General features: G+C 64.6%; 12 protein-coding genes. 7 read left to right on the forward strand and 5 right to left on the reverse strand.

Features of this window, described 5'->3' with window-relative positions; translation table 11 throughout:
* Positions 1–398: 398 nt before the first annotated feature.
* From lysS to AB6804_RS12835, 5 genes are all read right to left on the reverse strand, one after another.
* Positions 399–1,925 carry a lysine--tRNA ligase gene (gene lysS / locus AB6804_RS12815; RefSeq protein WP_370886751.1) on the reverse strand — a complete coding sequence of 509 codons (1,527 nt, stop codon included), beginning with the start codon at positions 1,923–1,925 and terminating at the stop codon, positions 399–401.
* An 87-nt stretch (positions 1,926–2,012) separates the two neighbouring features.
* A protein-coding gene (gene prfB / locus AB6804_RS12820) for a peptide chain release factor 2 (protein WP_370886752.1) occupies positions 2,013–3,117 on the reverse strand; the annotation gives its coding sequence in 2 pieces (ribosomal slippage) (positions 2,013–3,035 and positions 3,037–3,117; 1,104 coding nt in all).
* A 187-nt stretch (positions 3,118–3,304) separates the two neighbouring features.
* Positions 3,305–4,141 carry a DUF5672 family protein gene (locus tag AB6804_RS12825; RefSeq protein WP_370886753.1) on the reverse strand — a complete coding sequence of 279 codons (837 nt, stop codon included), beginning with the start codon at positions 4,139–4,141 and terminating at the stop codon, positions 3,305–3,307.
* Between the two features lie 204 nt (positions 4,142–4,345).
* On the reverse strand, positions 4,346–6,046 hold the full coding sequence (recJ, locus tag AB6804_RS12830) for a single-stranded-DNA-specific exonuclease RecJ (RefSeq protein WP_370886754.1): 1,701 nt from the start codon (positions 6,044–6,046) through the stop codon (positions 4,346–4,348).
* 13 nt (positions 6,047–6,059) lie between these two features.
* Positions 6,060–7,166, reverse strand: coding sequence for a regulator (locus tag AB6804_RS12835; RefSeq protein WP_370886755.1), 1,107 nt, complete (start codon positions 7,164–7,166; stop codon positions 6,060–6,062).
* A 247-nt stretch (positions 7,167–7,413) separates the two neighbouring features.
* On the opposite strand from AB6804_RS12835, the gene AB6804_RS12840 reads away from it, so the two are divergent.
* The 7 genes from AB6804_RS12840 to kdsA all read left to right on the forward strand — a co-directional run bounded on the left by AB6804_RS12840 (position 7,414) and on the right by kdsA (position 16,306).
* The gene (locus AB6804_RS12840; RefSeq protein WP_244794453.1) at positions 7,414–8,667 is read left to right on the forward strand and encodes a lipoprotein-releasing ABC transporter permease subunit; all 1,254 of its coding nucleotides are present in this window, start codon (positions 7,414–7,416) and stop codon (positions 8,665–8,667) included.
* A complete protein-coding gene (gene lolD, locus AB6804_RS12845; protein ID WP_035959448.1) occupies positions 8,660–9,373 on the forward strand; it encodes a lipoprotein-releasing ABC transporter ATP-binding protein LolD in 714 nt (237 codons plus the stop codon). Before AB6804_RS12840 ends, lolD begins: the two co-directional genes overlap by 8 nt.
* A gap of 24 nt (positions 9,374–9,397) precedes the next feature.
* Entirely contained in the window at positions 9,398–10,186 is a 789-nt protein-coding gene (locus tag AB6804_RS12850) for a TatD family hydrolase (protein WP_370886756.1), read from the forward strand.
* A gap of 81 nt (positions 10,187–10,267) precedes the next feature.
* Positions 10,268–12,796 carry a DNA internalization-related competence protein ComEC/Rec2 gene (locus AB6804_RS12855; RefSeq protein WP_370886757.1) on the forward strand — a complete coding sequence of 843 codons (2,529 nt, stop codon included), beginning with the start codon at positions 10,268–10,270 and terminating at the stop codon, positions 12,794–12,796.
* A gap of 11 nt (positions 12,797–12,807) precedes the next feature.
* On the forward strand, positions 12,808–13,623 hold the full coding sequence (locus tag AB6804_RS12860; RefSeq protein ID WP_370886758.1) for an alpha/beta fold hydrolase: 816 nt from the start codon (positions 12,808–12,810) through the stop codon (positions 13,621–13,623).
* A gap of 134 nt (positions 13,624–13,757) precedes the next feature.
* On the forward strand, positions 13,758–15,455 hold the full coding sequence (locus AB6804_RS12865) for a CTP synthase (RefSeq protein ID WP_370886759.1): 1,698 nt from the start codon (positions 13,758–13,760) through the stop codon (positions 15,453–15,455).
* Positions 15,452–16,306 carry a 3-deoxy-8-phosphooctulonate synthase gene (gene kdsA / locus AB6804_RS12870; protein ID WP_370886760.1) on the forward strand — a complete coding sequence of 285 codons (855 nt, stop codon included), beginning with the start codon at positions 15,452–15,454 and terminating at the stop codon, positions 16,304–16,306. Before AB6804_RS12865 ends, kdsA begins: the two co-directional genes overlap by 4 nt.
* Positions 16,307–16,315 lie beyond the last annotated feature (9 nt).

Here is a 16,315-nt window from a genome sequence, read left to right on the forward strand (position 1 = left end):
GTGGGACGACGATTTCGGCGTCTGGGGTCCGGTCACAAAACCACGAGAAGGGGTGTTCCGCTTGCTCACTCGACGACGCGCGGTTTTTTTGGTTTCAGGTTTGACGCGGTCCGGACGCCATTGTCCGAGCGGGCACTGCGATTCGCAGGTCGCGTGCGGGGTGCATCTTTTCGCCGCCACGATGCTTAACGGTTCTGTGCATCGAGGCTAAGTCTGGAATTACATCGTTGCAAGACAGGACGGGCGCGAAAATCGTGTGTTAGGCGATCGAGCCTGCCGCGACCCCGCGTTTCATCTTCTCGACGCCCCGCACCGCATCGCTTGAAGAACCTCCACATTGCAAAAAAAAGCGCGCCCCCAAGGACGCGCTTTCGCCATCAACCGACCAAGCTTGCCGCTCAGTCTTCCCGCCGCAAATGCGGGAACAGAATGACATCGCGAATGCTCGGGCTGTCGGTCAGCAGCATCACCAGCCGGTCGATGCCGATCCCGCATCCGCCTGTCGGCGGCATGCCGTATTCGAGCGCGCGAATGTAGTCGGCGTCGAAATACATCGCTTCTTCGTCGCCGGCGTCTTTCTGGTCGACCTGCTTCTGAAAGCGCGCGGCCTGATCTTCCGGATCGTTCAGTTCCGAGAAACCGTTCGCAATCTCGCGCCCCGTGATGAACAGCTCGAAGCGTTCGGTGATGCCCGGCACGCTGTCCGATTCACGCGCGAGCGGCGACACCTCGATCGGGTAGTCGACGATGTACGTCGGCTCCCACAATTGCGATTCCGCCGTCTCTTCGAAAAGCGCCAGTTGCAGCGCGCCGATGCCGGCATTGAGAAACGCGGGCTGCGCCGTATCGACACCGAATTTCTTCAGTTCGGCGCGCACGAACACGCCGTCGTTCAACTGCTCGTCGGTGTATTGCGGCGCGTACTTCTGAATCGCCTGATTGATCGTCAGCCGATGGAACGGCTTGCTGAAATCCAGTTCGCGGCCCTGATACGTGATGGTCGCGGTGCCGAGCGCATCGATCGCAGCCTGGCGGATCAGTTGCTCGGTGAAATCCATCAGCCAGCGATAATCCGTGAACGCCGCGTAAAACTCCATCATCGTGAATTCCGGATTGTGACGCGGCGACACGCCTTCGTTCCGGAAATTACGATTGATCTCGAACACGCGCTCGAAGCCGCCGACGATCAGACGCTTCAGATACAACTCCGGCGCGATGCGCAGGAACATCTGCATGTCGAGCGCGTTGTGATGCGTGACGAAGGGCTTCGCCGCCGCGCCGCCCGGAATCGGGTGCAGCATCGGCGTTTCGACTTCCATGAAGTTCGCCTGCGCCATGAAATTGCGGATCGACGTGACCGCTTTCGTGCGCGCCATGAAGGTCTTGCGCGATTCCGGCGTGACGATCAGATCGACGTAACGCTGGCGATAGCGCATTTCCTGATCGGCGAGGCCGTGGAACTTGTCGGGCAGCGGGCGCAGCGCCTTCGACAGCAGCCGCAGTTCCGTGCAGCGCACCGACAGCTCGCCCTTGTTCGTGCGAAACAACACGCCGCGCGCCGCGATGATGTCGCCCAGGTCCCACTTCTTGAACGCTTCGTACACGTCCGCGCCGACATCGGCGGGCGTCACGAAGAACTGAATCTGGCCGCTGCCGTCCTGAACCGTCGCGAAGCTGGCCTTGCCCATCACGCGCTTCAGCATCATGCGGCCGGCGAGCGCGACGGGGAGGGGATTCGCTTCGAGCGCTTCCTTGTCGGTGTCGGCGTACTCGCTTTGCAGCGCGGCCGCCTGATGCGTCGGGCGGAAGTCGTTCGGATAAGCGATGCCTTGCTCGCGCAGCGCGCGCAGCTTGTCGCGGCGCTCGGCGATGATCTGGTTGTCTTCCAGTTCGGGAGCGGCGCTCGTCTGGGTCGGTTCGGTCATGATGATTCTTGGCTTTTAAAGCGAGGCGGATGCGCGGTGAGTCGAAACGAAAACGCGGATACCGAAGCCGATACCCGCGCTGGCGGTTTAGACGCCCTGTTTCAGGCTTGCGCTGATGAAGTCGTCGAGGTCGCCGTCGAGCACGGCGCGCGTGTTGCTCATTTCCACGCTGGTGCGCAAATCCTTCACGCGGCTCTGGTCGAGCACGTAGGAGCGGATCTGATGGCCCCAGCCCACGTCGGTCTTGCTCGATTCGAGCTTGTCCTGTTCGGCCTGGCGCTTGCGCATCTCGAATTCGTAGAGACGCGCCTTCAGCATCTGCATGGCTTCCGCGCGGTTGCGGTGCTGCGAGCGGTCGTTCTGGCATTGCACGACGATGCCCGTCGGCGCGTGCGTGAGTCGCACGGCGGAGTCCGTCTTGTTGATGTGCTGGCCGCCCGCGCCGGATGCGCGATATGTGTCCGTGCGGATATCAGCGGGATTGATTTCGATCTCGATCGAATCGTCGATTTCCGGATACACGAACACCGACGAAAACGACGTATGCCGGCCGCCCGACGAATCGAACGGCGACTTGCGCACGAGGCGGTGAATGCCGGTTTCGGTGCGCAGATAGCCGTACGCGTATTCGCCTTCGACCTTGATCGTCGCGCTCTTGATGCCGGCGACATCGCCTTCGGATTCTTCGAGCACTTCGGTCTTGAAGCCCTTGCGCTCGCAGTAGCGCAGGTACTGGCGCAACAGCATGGACGCCCAGTCGCACGCCTCGGTGCCGCCCGCGCCAGCCTGAATGTCGATGAAGCAGTTGTTCGGATCGGCCGGGTTCGAGAACATCCGGCGGAACTCCATGTCTTCGACGCGCGCCTTGAGCGCTTCGGCGTCGGATTCGCTGGCGACGAGCGTGTCTTCGTCGCTTTCGTCGCGCGCCATGTCGAAGAGATCCTGCGCGTCGCGAAGATCGTTGCCGAGCGCGGTGAGCGTCGTCACCACGCCGTCGAGCAGCTTCTTCTCACGGCCGAGCGCCTGGGCGTTCTTCGAATCGTTCCAGACGTTGGGGTCTTCGAGTTCCTTGTTGACTTCGATCAGACGCGCGGACTTGGCGTCGTAGTCAAAGATACCCCCGTAGCTCGTCCGCGCGGCGGCGCAGGTCGGCCAGGAGGCTTTCGATCGCGTTGAGACGTTCTGCTTCCATTGTCGATCTTCGGCTTCGTAAAAAGGTGCAATTATAGCCGATCGACATCCTTTTTCGCGCCCGCCGGCCCGCGTCCGCGCCGGCTGCGCCACCACCGGAAAAGGGGTGAGAAGCGTTTGTCAGCTTGGCGGCTGACGCTGCGCGATCTCTCCGCCGTCCTGTTGCGCGGCATTTGGGTGCGAGCGCGTCAGGCGCTAAGCGCGGCGCGGCTGGTCTTTCGTTCATTGCGTAGCGCTTCCGCCCGCGCCACGCGGTCGGGAGCTTGGACGGCCGTGAGCCCACCAATCTCCACAAGAAAACGTCCGATTACTGCCCGCTCGAATACCTCCCGAAGCCGGTCGTATATCTGGCTTGCTACCGAGGCGTGACACACTTCGACGCAACGAGCCCAGAAGGCAATGAATTCGCTCGTGGAGACCGTGCGCTCATGCGCGTGTTCGGTCACGAACGAGATGTCGTCTTCGGGAAGGCGATGCATGTGGAACATCCCGTGGAAGCCGAAGGTCGGGTCGGTTATCGCGGCGATCTCCACGGGAAAGCGGTCGGCCAGGTCTTCAGGCGCGAAGCGGATGCCACAGTTCATCTCGAGAGCAGGGCGAAATGCGCGACCGATCAGCTCATCTTCGCCGGTCGTCGCGTCGGGCGTGAATGCGCTGTCGCTCGACAACGCATTAGGAAGCCGTTTCGAGCGGAGCGAGAAGCCGCCGTTTCCGACGGCCATGCCGTCGGAATAGAAGGGCCAGCACGCGCCGATATCGTCGTAAGCCAGGAATTCGTCTGTCCACGCCGACGGGAAGATTACATAACCATCCCACTGAACGAGCAGCACCCAGAGCGTCGTGATATGACCGCCCAGTTCTTTGAGAATGAACCGGCTGTATTCGTGCCTGCTACGAATGGGAGAATTAGCACGACTCGCGCACCATAGTCGATGGGTCGCCCGGTCAGCAGCCGTGTGTCGCCAAACAGGCAGTGTCTGCTTGAATTTTCTAGCGCTCTTATTGCGAGTACTGGATTGATGCAATCAACGGCGCACAGCGTGAACTGACTTAAATCGACTTTCTGGTTGCGCACGCTCCGCGACAATTCTGTTTCGTACATCTAATAAACACGAGCCGGCGCACGCATACCGCGGCCGACATATACCCGGAAAGGCCCCGAAGCGAGCATTCGGGGCGCGGCATTATTAGGCTGGCAGACGCATGCGGCGTCTTTCCGCCACGCCAAATTATGTCGCATGCTCCACGATCAACTGGACGCGCGCCACGCCGTTCCAAGAATCGCTGACGAGCCGGTACGCGACGGTCGCACGCGGCGGCAGAGGATCGACGTGATTGAACCAGATCGCGTTGAAGCGCTGCCGTCCGCGCGTGAGTGACAGCTTCAGATGCTTCTCCTTGACGAGCGCCTGCGATGCGACGTCGAACTCGCCCGAGAAAGTCGGCGCCGGGAATCCCTGACCCCAGACGGCGGCGTCGAGCATTTCGACGAATTGCGGCGTGAAGTACGCGTCTTCCAGCTCGCCGTCCGTCTCGATGGTCCGCGCGAGCGCTTCGGCCGTCAGCCATTCGCGCCCGACCGCTTCGAACGCGTCCGTGAAGCGCGCGATATCGGCGGTGGCGAGCGTGAGGCCTGCCGCCATCGCGTGGCCGCCGAACTTGTGGATGAGGCCGGGCTCGCGCTTGCTGATCAGATCGACGGCATCGCGCAGATGGAAGCCCGGAATCGAGCGGCCCGAGCCTTTGGACAGCGTGCCGGCGTCGTCGGCGTGGGCGAACGTGAACGACGGCCGGTGAAAGCGCTCCTTCAGCCGTCCCGCGACGATGCCGATCACGCCCTGATGCCAGCCCGGATCGAATAGCGTGAGCGTCGCGCGCTCGCCCGGATCGAAACTTTGCAGTTCCGCGAGTGCCTGCTGCTGCATGCCGGCTTCGATCTCGCGCCGCTCGCGGTTCATCGAATCGAGTTGCTGCGCAAGCTCCCATGCGCGGCCGATGTCGTCGGTCGTCAAGCATTCGATGCCGAGCGACATGTCCGACAGCCGGCCCGCCGCGTTCAGCCGCGGCCCCAGCGCAAAGCCGAGATCGAAGCCCGATGCGGCGCGCGCATCGCGCGCTGCCGCACGAAAAAGCGCGGCGATGCCCGGCTGCATCCGGCCCGCGCGAATTCGCTTGAGCCCTTGCGCGACGAGGATGCGGTTATTTGCATCGAGCTTCACGACGTCCGCGACCGTGCCGAGCGCGACGAGATCGAGCAGGCCGTCCAGACGCGGTTCGGGCGCGTTTTCGTAGGCGCCGCGCCGGCGCAATTCGGCCCTCAGCGCGAGCAGCACGTAGAACACGACGCCCACGCCCGCAATGCATTTGCTCGGAAATCCGCAGCCTGGCTGATTCGGATTGACGATCGCGCGCGCGGCGGGCAATTTGTCGCCGGGAAGGTGATGATCGGTTACGAGCACGTCGATGCCGAGCGCGTTCGCCGCCGCGACGCCTTCCACGCTGGCGATGCCGTTATCGACGGTAATCAGCAGATCCGGCGGGCCGAGCGGCGAGCGCCCGGCGAGATCGACGATCTCGGGCGTCAGTCCGTAGCCGTATTCGAAGCGGTTCGGCACGAGATAGTCGACGGTCGCGCCGAACATCCGCAAGCCGCGCACGGCGACGGCGCAGGCGGTCGCGCCGTCGCAGTCGTAATCGGCGACGACGAGCATGCGCTTGCCCGCGGCGAGCGCATCGGCGAGCACGACGGCGGCAGCGTCGCAACCCTTGAGGCCGACGGGCGCGTGGAGGCGCTTGAACTCTGTCTCGATCTCATCCGGCGACGTCACGCCGCGCGCCGCGTAGAGCCGCGCGATCACGGGATGCAGGCCGTGGCGCATCAGCGCTTCGGCGTCGGCGGGGGAGGAAGCGCGCGTGATGATTCGCGTCATTCAGCTAGGGCCTTCATTCGATGAAAAGCGCCGCAATCGGCCTGCGACGCCAGAACTTGCGCAAGTCCGAACGCGTGATGGAAAGCGTCACCGAGCCGGTATCGCCGCAAAGCGTGATGCCGAGCCGCTTCAGCGAACCGTTCGACAGCGCGTCGAGCGCGGGTGCGAACCAGTCCTTCTCGAGCGCCTGAAGCGATGCGTTCCAGCGCGCCCAATCCTGTTCGATGAACGGCGCGGAAAACGGATCGAGTTCGACGAGCGTCGTGCCTTCCGCGTTCGCATGCTTGGCGTTTGCCAGCGCAGCGAAGCTCTCCGGCGGCGTGTGCGGTTCGATGCCCGCTGCGAGCGCAAGTCCGCGCGTCGCGGCGGCATCCGACAACACGCGCGCGAACGGACTCTGGACGGGACGCATCGCGCCTTGCGCGTGCAGCCAGATCGAATTGATCGCGGGCAAACCGTGCGATTCACGCTCCACGTTAAGCGGATGCTCGAACCACGCCATCTGCACTTCGTTCTGGAGCTTCATCCACGCGCGCGAGCGTTCGCCCGTGCGGGCTTCGTGCGGCAGCCATATTTCGATGTTGCGTCCGGTCGCGCGCAACGGCGATGCACCCGCGAGCGCGCCGAGCGCCTCGCCCGATACATACCAGCGCAGCGGCGTCGGCGCTTGCAAAGCGATGCCCAGCTCTTCGATGACGGGCCGCGCCGTCTGCAGCAACGCGCGCGCTTCTTCGGTGCGCACGCCAAGCGTGGCGGGATCGATCAGGACGAGATGATCGTGCGCGATCCGCACGTGAACCGGCTCGATGCAGGCCCACAGTGCATCGCCGGGCGTGCCGCCATCGGCGAGGAGCATGAACGGGGCGAGCGGGGCGTCGTCGGCGTGGCGCTGGGCGGCGCCCGGCGTGACCACGCCAAAGCGCTGCGCAATCCAGCGTTCGTGCGGCAGCGTGCGCTGGAAATCCTCTCCGATCACGCGTTCTTCGAGCGTGGCGCGGGCGAGCAGCTTGTCGAGCGCCGCGCTCTCCAGTCCGTGCAACGCGGTGGCGGCGTCCGCCGCCGAGGGCAGCGCGAACGGCAGCAGAAGGTGAAGGTCGGGAACGGGCATGATGGTCGGCATTGTAGGGCATGCGCCGATGCCCCGCGCATCGGTGGAAGCGTCTGATGACCGGTCGAAATGCCCGCCGACAGGCCGTTTCGCACACTGCCGAATGGCCGATGCCAGCGCCCGCTTGTTACGGCGCTCGCGCCACCTATGGCAAACTTTCGCAAATTTCGCGGCGCAGACCTCGCGATGCATCGACGCGGGCCAGCCGGGCAAAGCGCGACGCAAGACCAACGCAGCAACAGCAGACACAAGGATTCGCTTGAAACTTCCGTACGAATGGCAGATTGGCTGGCGCTACACGCGCGCCAGCAAACGCACCACAGGCAACGGCTTCATCTCCTTCATCGCACTGGTGTCGATGGCGGGCATCGCACTTGGCGTCGCCGCGCTGATCGTCGTGTTGTCGGTCATGAACGGCTTCCAGAAAGAAGTGCGCGACCGCATGCTCTCGGTGCTCGCCCACGTCGAGATCTTTTCGCCGACCGGTTCGATGCCTAACTGGCAACTCACCGCGCAGGAAGCGCGCCGCAATCCCGAAGTGACCGGCGCCGCGCCCTACGTCGAAGCGCAGGCGCTTCTCACGCGTCAAGGCGCGGTGAGCGGCGTCGCGCTGCGAGGCGTGGAACCGTCGCTGGAGCCGCAAGTGTCGGACATCGGCAAGGAGATGCGCGCGGGCAAGCTCGCGGATCTGGTGCCGGGCGAATTCGGCATCGTGCTCGGCCGGGATCTGGCGACGAACCTCGGCGTGATGACCGGCGACAAGATCACGCTCGTCGCGCCCGAAGGCACCATCACGCCCGCCGGCATGATGCCGCGGCTCAAGCAGTTCACGGTCGTCGGCATCTTCGAGTCGGGGCACTACGAATACGATTCGACGCTCGCGCTGATCGCCATCCGCGATGCCCAGGCGCTCTTTCGCCTGCCCGCGCCGACCGGCGTGCGCCTGCGCCTGAAGGACATGCAGCGCGCGCCCGAAGTCGCGCGGCAACTGTCGCATACGCTGTCCGGCGATCTGTATATCCGCGACTGGACGCAGCAGAACAAGACATGGTTCTCCGCCGTGCAGATCGAGAAGCGCATGATGTTTATCATCCTGACGCTGATCATCGCGGTGGCGGCGTTCAATCTCGTTTCGTCGCTCGTGATGACCGTCACCGACAAGCAGGCCGATATCGCGATCCTGCGCACGCTCGGCGCGCAGCCGGGTTCCATCATGAAGATATTCGTCGTGCAGGGCGTGACGATCGGGTTCATCGGCACGGCGCTCGGCGTATCGCTCGGCTGTCTGATCGCGTGGAGCATTCCGTGGCTCGTGCCGATGATCGAGCATCTGATCGGCGTGCAGTTCCTGCCGCCTTCGGTCTATTTCATCAGCGAACTGCCGTCGGAACTCGTGCCGGCCGATGTCGCGAAGATCGGCGTCATCGCGTTCCTGTTGTCGTCGCTGGCCACGCTCTATCCGAGCTGGCGCGGTGCGAAGGTGCGTCCGGCGGAGGCGCTGCGTTATGAGTGACATGATTCCAGACAACAATATCGTGCTGCGCGCGTCGGCGATTTCGAAGACCTTCGTGCAGGGCGGCTTCAACGTGCAGGTGCTCGACAACGCGCAACTCGATGTGCGGCGCGGCGAGAAACTCGCAATCGTCGGCGCGTCCGGCTCGGGCAAGAGCACGCTGCTGCATGTGCTCGGCGGGCTCGACGAACCAAGCGCGGGCAAGGTGTCCCTGCTCGGCAAGCCGTTCACGGAACTCAAGGAAAAAGAGCGCAACGACCTGCGCAATCGCGCGCTCGGCTTCGTCTATCAGTTCCATCACTTGCTGCCGGAATTCACCGCGCTGGATAACGTCGCGATGCCGCTGCGCATCCGCCGCATGCCCGAGGAGGCCGCGCGCCAGGAAGCGATGGGCATGCTCGAGCGCGTGGGCATCGGGCATCGCGCGAAGCATCGGCCAGGCGAGCTGTCGGGCGGCGAGCGGCAGCGGGTGGCCATTGCGCGTGCGCTCGTCACGCGTCCGGCGTGCGTGCTGGCCGACGAACCGACCGGCAATCTCGATGGCGGCACGGCCGATACCGTCTTCAACCTGATGCTCGAGCTGTCGCAGACGCTGGAAACGAGCTTCGTGATCGTCACGCACGACGCCGACCTCGCCGCGCGTTGCGACCGCATCATGCGGCTGCGCGACGGCGTGTTGCACGAAGAGCCGTCCGTGCCGGTCTGAACGGCGGAAATCGCGGAGAGCGCCATGTGGATCGATACGCACTGCCATCTCGATGCCTCGGAGTTCGACGCGGACCGCGATGACGTCGCGCGCGCGGCGCTCGATGCCAGCGTGAAGCGGATCGTGATTCCGGGCGTCGAACGCGCGAACTTCGACACGGTGCGCAAGCTCGCGCATCGCATCGAGGGCGGGGCGTATGCGCTCGGCATTCATCCGCTATTCACGCCGCGCGCCACCGACGACGATCTGCGCGTGCTGCGCGAGCAGATCGCGGCGAGCCTGGACGATCCGTTGTTCGTCGGCATCGGCGAGATCGGGCTGGATTATTTCGTCCCGACGCTCGACGATGCTCGCCAGCAGTTCTTCTACGACGCGCAACTAAAACTGGCGCGCGAGTTCGGATTGCCGGTGATCTGCCACGTGCGCAAGTCTCAGGACAAGGTGCTGAAGGGCTTGCGCGTCAATCAAATTCACTGCGGCATTGCGCACGCATTCAACGGCAGCTTTCAGCAGGCGGATGCGTTCATCGCGCAAGGCATGCGGCTCGGCTTCGGCGGCAATCTGACGTTCGAGCGTGCGCGCCAGATTCGCCGGCTCGCCGCCGAACTTCCGCTCGACGCGATCGTGCTGGAAACCGATGCGCCCGATATCGCGCCGGCATGGCGCTACAAGGGCCGCAATACGCCGGATCAGGTCGCGGGCATCGCGAAGGTGCTGGCGGAGTTGCGCGGCATCGACGAACACGCGCTTTCCCTAGGCACAACGGCCAACGCGCACGCGGCGCTGCCCCGGCTCGCGCTCGCTTCTTCATAATCGTTCTCAGGTTCATTTGATTCGGACGACTGATGTTGTCCTGATGGAATGCGTTCGCGTCGACGACGGAAGAGGAAGCGTGTGCGTGCGATGTTGCTGGGTTTTGCGTTGGGCGTCTGGTGGCTGCAGCAACAGGCGCATCTGCCGGGCTTGATGATCTGTTCCGTTGCTTTCGGCATCGCGCTGGGCGTGGGATGGATCGCGCGGCGACGGTTCGGGATCGGCGTGTTCGTGCTCGCGGCGGCCATCGCCGGCTTCGCGTATGCGGCTGTGCGCGCCGAGATTCGGTTGCGGCCGAATCTGCCGGTCGAGTATGAACAGCGCGATATCGAACTGACCGGCTTCGTGCGCGGCTTGCCGGAGCCGCAGGCGCAAGGCACGCGGTTTCTGTTCGAAGTCGAAGCGAACGGTGCGAAGCTGCGCGACTTCCCGAGGATCGTGAGGCTGCTTTGGGTTCCGGTGGCGCCGCTTGCCGCGCCCGCGCTGCATGCCGGTCAGCGATGGACGCTGAGTGCGCGGCTCAAACGCCCGCATGCGAACGCGAACTTCTCGCTGCGCGATGGCGAGGTCGGCTTGCTCGAGCGTGGCATTCGAGCGACGGGAACGGTATCGCTGGTGCGCGCGCCTCGTCGCGTCGAACGCGATGCGATCGGCCTACGACTCGCCGTCGACCGATGGCGCGACCATATCCGTCATCGCATCGAGACGGTGCTCGGCGATGCGCCGCATCGCGGCATCATCGTCGCGCTTGCAGTGGGCGCGCAGGAATCCGTCAGCGACGACGACTGGGCCATCATGCGTGCAACCGGCACGAGTCACCTCGTGGCGATCTCGGGGCTGCATATCGGCTTCGTCGCGGGACTGGCGGCACTGGCGTGCGGCTTCGTCTGGAGGCGCATTACGGTGCGTGGCGTGGACGGGCCGCTCATGATTGCGACGCCGAAAGTCGCGGCGCTCGGCGCGGCGTCTTTCGCGGCGATGTATGCCGCGCTCGCCGGGTTCAACGTGCCGGCGCAGCGCACATTGTGGATGCTGACGGTGTTCGCCGTCGCCTTCGTGTGCGGACGAAGGCCGGCATCGTCACTCGTGCTCGCGTGGGCGCTCGCGATCGTGCTGCTTGCCGATCCGTGGGCGGTTACATCGCCGGGATTCTGGCTGTCGTTTTGCGCGGTGGCTGCGATCCTGCACGCAATTGCGTCGGCTGGACGGCGGGCCACGAAAGCGCGAGCCGATGATGACGACTGGTTAGCCGGGATGGAAGCGCGCGATCCGGTGCTGCCCGATGAGCTTGCCGCGGCGAGCAATAGAGATGCGAAGGCGGCTGCATCGAAGTCGACGAGTCTCGCGCGCCGAATGACAGCGGTATCGCGCCGTGCCGCTTGGAAGCTGCGCGCGCACATCGAATCGAGCGCCCGCGTTCAATATGCCGTGACGCTCGCACTTGCGCCGCTGACCGCGTACTGGTTCTCGCAGATCCCGCTCACCGGGCCGCTCGCCAACGCCTTCGCGATTCCGTGGATCAGCTTCGTCGTCACGCCCGCGACGCTCGCCGGTCTCGTGCTGCCCGCGCCCGTCGATGCACCCGCGTTCCACATCGCGCATGCCGCGCTCTCCGTTCTCTGCGACGCCCTTACGCGCCTCGCCGATGCGGGCGCCGCATGGTCCCTGTGGCGTCTGCCGCAGCCGCAACCGTTCGCTCTCGCCGCCGCGCTGGCGGGCGCCGCGTGGGCGCTCGCCCCGCGCGGCTGGCCGCTACGCTTCGCCGCGCCGCTGACCTGGCTTCCGCTCGTCGCTTCGGCGCCGCAGCCGATCCCGCATGACGCCTTTCGCATCACGGCGCTCGATATCGGCCAAGGCTCGGCGCTCGTCGTCGAGACGACGAAACACGCGCTGCTGTTCGACGCCGGCCCCGGCCCCGAATCGACACATGCGGGCGAGCGTATCGTCGCGCCATATCTGCTCGCCACCGGCACGCGTGCGCTCGATGCGCTCGTCATCAGCCATTCCGATTCCGATCACGCCGGCGGCGCGCCCGCCGTGCTGCAAACGGTCGGCGTGCGTCAACTGCTGGCGTCGCTTCCGGCCGGCGACGCGTTATGGTCGAACGCCCGCAAGCGCGGCAGCGAGACGCTGCGATGCGCGGCGGGACAGCACTGGACATGGGACGGCGTCGATTTCCGCATCCTATGGCCGGACCCCGGCCCGCTGACGGGCAAGCCGAACCATCAGGCCTGCGTGCTGAAGGTCACGAATGCGGCGGGGCGCAGCGCGCTCCTCACCGCCGACATCGAGGCCGACGTCGAGCGCACGCTGCTCGCCCGCGACCGGTCCGCGTTGCGCGCGGACGTCCTGATCGTCCCGCATCACGGCAGCCGCACGTCGTCGACCGAGCCTTTCCTCGATTCCGTCGAGCCGCTCGCCGCAGTATTTCAGGTAGGCTATCGCAACCGTTTTCACCATCCGAACCCGACGGTGTATGCGCGCTACCGGATGCGCGGCATCGCGCTGTCACGCAGCGACGAAGACGGCGCGGCGCGCATCGACGCCGGGCCGGACATCGTGCTCGAACGCTTCCGGCAAACGCATGCGCGCTACTGGATGGATCACTGACAAGGAAGCCCTTGAAGGACATCATCCATTTCTCGCACGCGAACGGCTTTCCGGCGTCGACGTATCGCACGGTATTCGCCGAACTCGCCGACGATTACGAGATTCGCAGCATCGAACGATACGGTCACGATCCGCGCTTTCCGGTCACGCGCGACTGGCCGAATCTCGTCGATGAACTCATCGACGACATGAGCCGCCATCGGGAGGACGCGGGCGGCGCGCATCCGAAAGTGTGGCTGGTCGGGCATTCGCTCGGCGGCTATCTTTCGCTGATGGCGGCATTGAGGCGGCCGCAGTGGGTGAGGGGCGTCGTCATGCTGGATTCGCCGGTCATCGCGGGCTGGCGCAGCGGTCTCTTGCGCGTCATGCAACGCACGGGGCTCGATGAACGCCTGTCTCCCGCCGCCGCCACGCGCAAACGCCGCACGCGCTGGGCGAGCCGCGACGAGGCCTGGCGCCATTTCCGCGCGAAAGCCGCATTCGCGCGCTGGGACGAGCGGATGCTGTCGGATTACATCGAGTTCGGCATCCCGCCGGTGCACGCCGACGGCACCCGCACGCTTGCGTTCGACCGGCACACTGAATATCTGATCTATCGCACGTTGCCGCATACGCTCGGCGCGCGGCTCGCACACGGCGCGCCGGTGCCGGTCGGGTTCATCGCGGGCACGCAGTCGACGGAAGTGCGGCAGGTCGGACTCGCGATGACGCGGCGCATCGCGGGCGCGCACTTCGAGTGGATGGAAGGCAGCCATCTCTTTCCGATGGAACGGCCCATCGAGACGGCGCGCGCGGTACGGCGGCTCCTCACCGCAATGGTGCGATAGAGGCGTCGTAATAACGAAACGACCGCGATAAATGGCGTCAAAAGCAGGGCGCGCAAGGCGGATTTCGGCGGCGCGCGCGTTGGGTCGCGCGCGGCCTTTACGGTATAATCCGTTTTTCCCGCGAGCATCTAGCGATGACCAAATATGTATTCGTCACCGGCGGCGTAGTTTCTTCCCTCGGCAAGGGTATTGCCGCCGCCTCCCTCGCCGCGATCCTCGAATCGCGCGGTCTGAAAGTCACTCTCCTCAAGCTCGATCCCTACATCAACGTCGACCCCGGCACGATGTCCCCGTTTCAACACGGTGAGGTATTCGTCACGGAAGACGGCGCGGAGACCGACCTCGACCTCGGCCATTACGAGCGCTTCATCAGCACGAAGATGCGCAAGGCCAATAACTTCACCACGGGCCAGATCTACGAATCGGTGATCCGCAAGGAACGCCGCGGCGAGTATCTCGGCAAGACGGTGCAGGTCATCCCGCACATCACCAATGAGATTCAGGCGTTCGTCGAGCGCGGCGCGGCTGCGGCCACGTGCGGTCAGCCGGATGTCGCGATCGTCGAAATCGGCGGCACGGTGGGCGACATCGAATCGCTGCCGTTCCTCGAAGCCGCGCGTCAGATGAGCCTGCGCATGGGCCGCAACAGCGCGTGCTTCGTGCACCTGACGCTGGTGCCGTTCATCGCCACGGCGGGCGAGCTCAAGACCAAGCCGACGCAGCACAGCGTGCAAAAGCTGCGCGAAATCGGTATCTATCCGAACGTGCTGCTGTGCCGCGCGGATCGCCCGATTCCGGACGACGAGCGCCAGAAGATTTCGCTGTTCTCGAACGTGCAGGAAGACGCGGTCATCTCCGTGTGGGACGCGGACAGCATCTACAAGATTCCGAAGATGCTCAACGACCAGCATCTCGACGACATCGTCTGCGAAGAACTGAAGCTCTCGCCGCCGCCGGCCGACCTGAAGATGTGGTCGGACCTCGTCGAGAAGCTCGAGAACCCGAAGAATGAAGTGACCATCGGCATGGTCGGCAAGTATGTCGAACTGACCGAGTCGTACAAGTCGCTGATCGAGGCGCTGCGCCACGCGGCCATCCATACGTCGACGAAGGTCAACATCGAATATCTCGATTCCGAGCAGATCGAAGCCGAAGGCACGGGCGCGCTGGAACACCTCGACGCCGTGCTGGTGCCGGGCGGGTTCGGCCGTCGCGGCACGGAAGGCAAGATCAAGGCCATCCGCTATGCGCGCGAATCGAAGACGCCGTATCTCGGCATCTGCCTCGGCATGCAGCTCGCGGTCATCGAGTTCGCCCGCGACGTCGCCGGCCTCGCCGATGCGAACAGCACCGAGTTCGATTCGAACACCACGAACCCGGTCGTCGCGCTCATTACCGAGTGGTACGACCGTGCGGGCCGCGTCGAAAAGCGCAGCGAAGAATCGGACCTCGGCGGCACCATGCGCCTCGGTTCGCAGAAGTGCCCGATCAAGCCCGGCACGATGGCCGAGCGCATCTACGGCACGGACGTGAACGAGCGTCATCGTCACCGTTATGAAGTGAATAACCGTTTCGTGCCGCAACTCGAAGCCGGCGGGCTTATCATCAGCGCGCGTACGCCGAGCGAAGATCTGCCGGAAATGATGGAGTTGCCGCACTCGCTGCATCCGTGGTTCGTCGGCGTTCAGTTCCACCCGGAGTTCACCTCGACGCCTCGGGATGGGCATCCGCTCTTCAAGGCGTTCGTCGAAGCAGCGCGCACGCACGCGCTCGCAGCGGGCGGCGCAGAAGGTGGCGTGCGCGTCGCCGCAACGGCAGGAGCGCAGGCATGAAGCTGTGTCATTTCGAAGCGGGGCTCGACCAGCCGTTCTTTCTGATCGCGGGCACGTGCGTCGTCGAGTCGGAGCAAATGACGATCGACGTCGCGGGCCGGCTGAAGGAAATCACCGGGAAGCTCGGCATTCCGTTCATCTACAAGTCGTCCTTCGACAAGGCGAACCGCAGTTCGGGCAAGTCGTATCGCGGTCCCGGCATGGATGAAGGCTTGCGTATCCTCGGCGAAGTGAAGAAGCAGGTCGGCGTGCCCGTTCTCACGGACGTGCACACCGAAGACGAGATCGAAGCGGTGGCATCGGTGGTGGACGTGCTGCAAACGCCCGCGTTCCTGTGCCGCCAGACCGACTTCATCCACGCGTGCGCGCGTTCGGGCAAGCCGGTCAACATCAAGAAGGGCCAGTTTCTCGCGCCGCACGACATGAAAAACGTGATCGACAAGGCGCGCGACGCGGCACGCGAAGCAGGTCTCTCCGATGACCGCTTCATGGCGTGCGAGCGCGGCGTGTCGTTCGGTTATAACAACCTCGTGTCCGACATGCGCTCGCTCGCGATCATGCGCGAAACGAATGCGCCCGTCGTCTTCGACGCGACGCATTCCGTGCAGTTGCCGGGCGGGCAGGGCACGAGTTCCGGTGGCCAGCGCGAGTTCGTGCCGGTGCTGGCGCGTGCGGCGGTGGCCACGGGCGTCGCGGGGCTCTTCATGGAGACGCATCCGGACCCCGCGTGCGCGAAGTCGGACGGTCCGAACGCCGTGCCGCTGCATCGCATGGAAGCGCTGCTCGAGACGCTCGTCGCGCTCGATCGAGCGGTCAAGAGCGGCCCGTTTCTGGAAAACGACTTCAACTGATACGCGGTT

It is taken from the genome of Caballeronia sp. RCC_10 (assembly GCF_041360715.1).
Taxonomy (GTDB): domain Bacteria; phylum Pseudomonadota; class Gammaproteobacteria; order Burkholderiales; family Burkholderiaceae; genus Caballeronia; species Caballeronia grimmiae.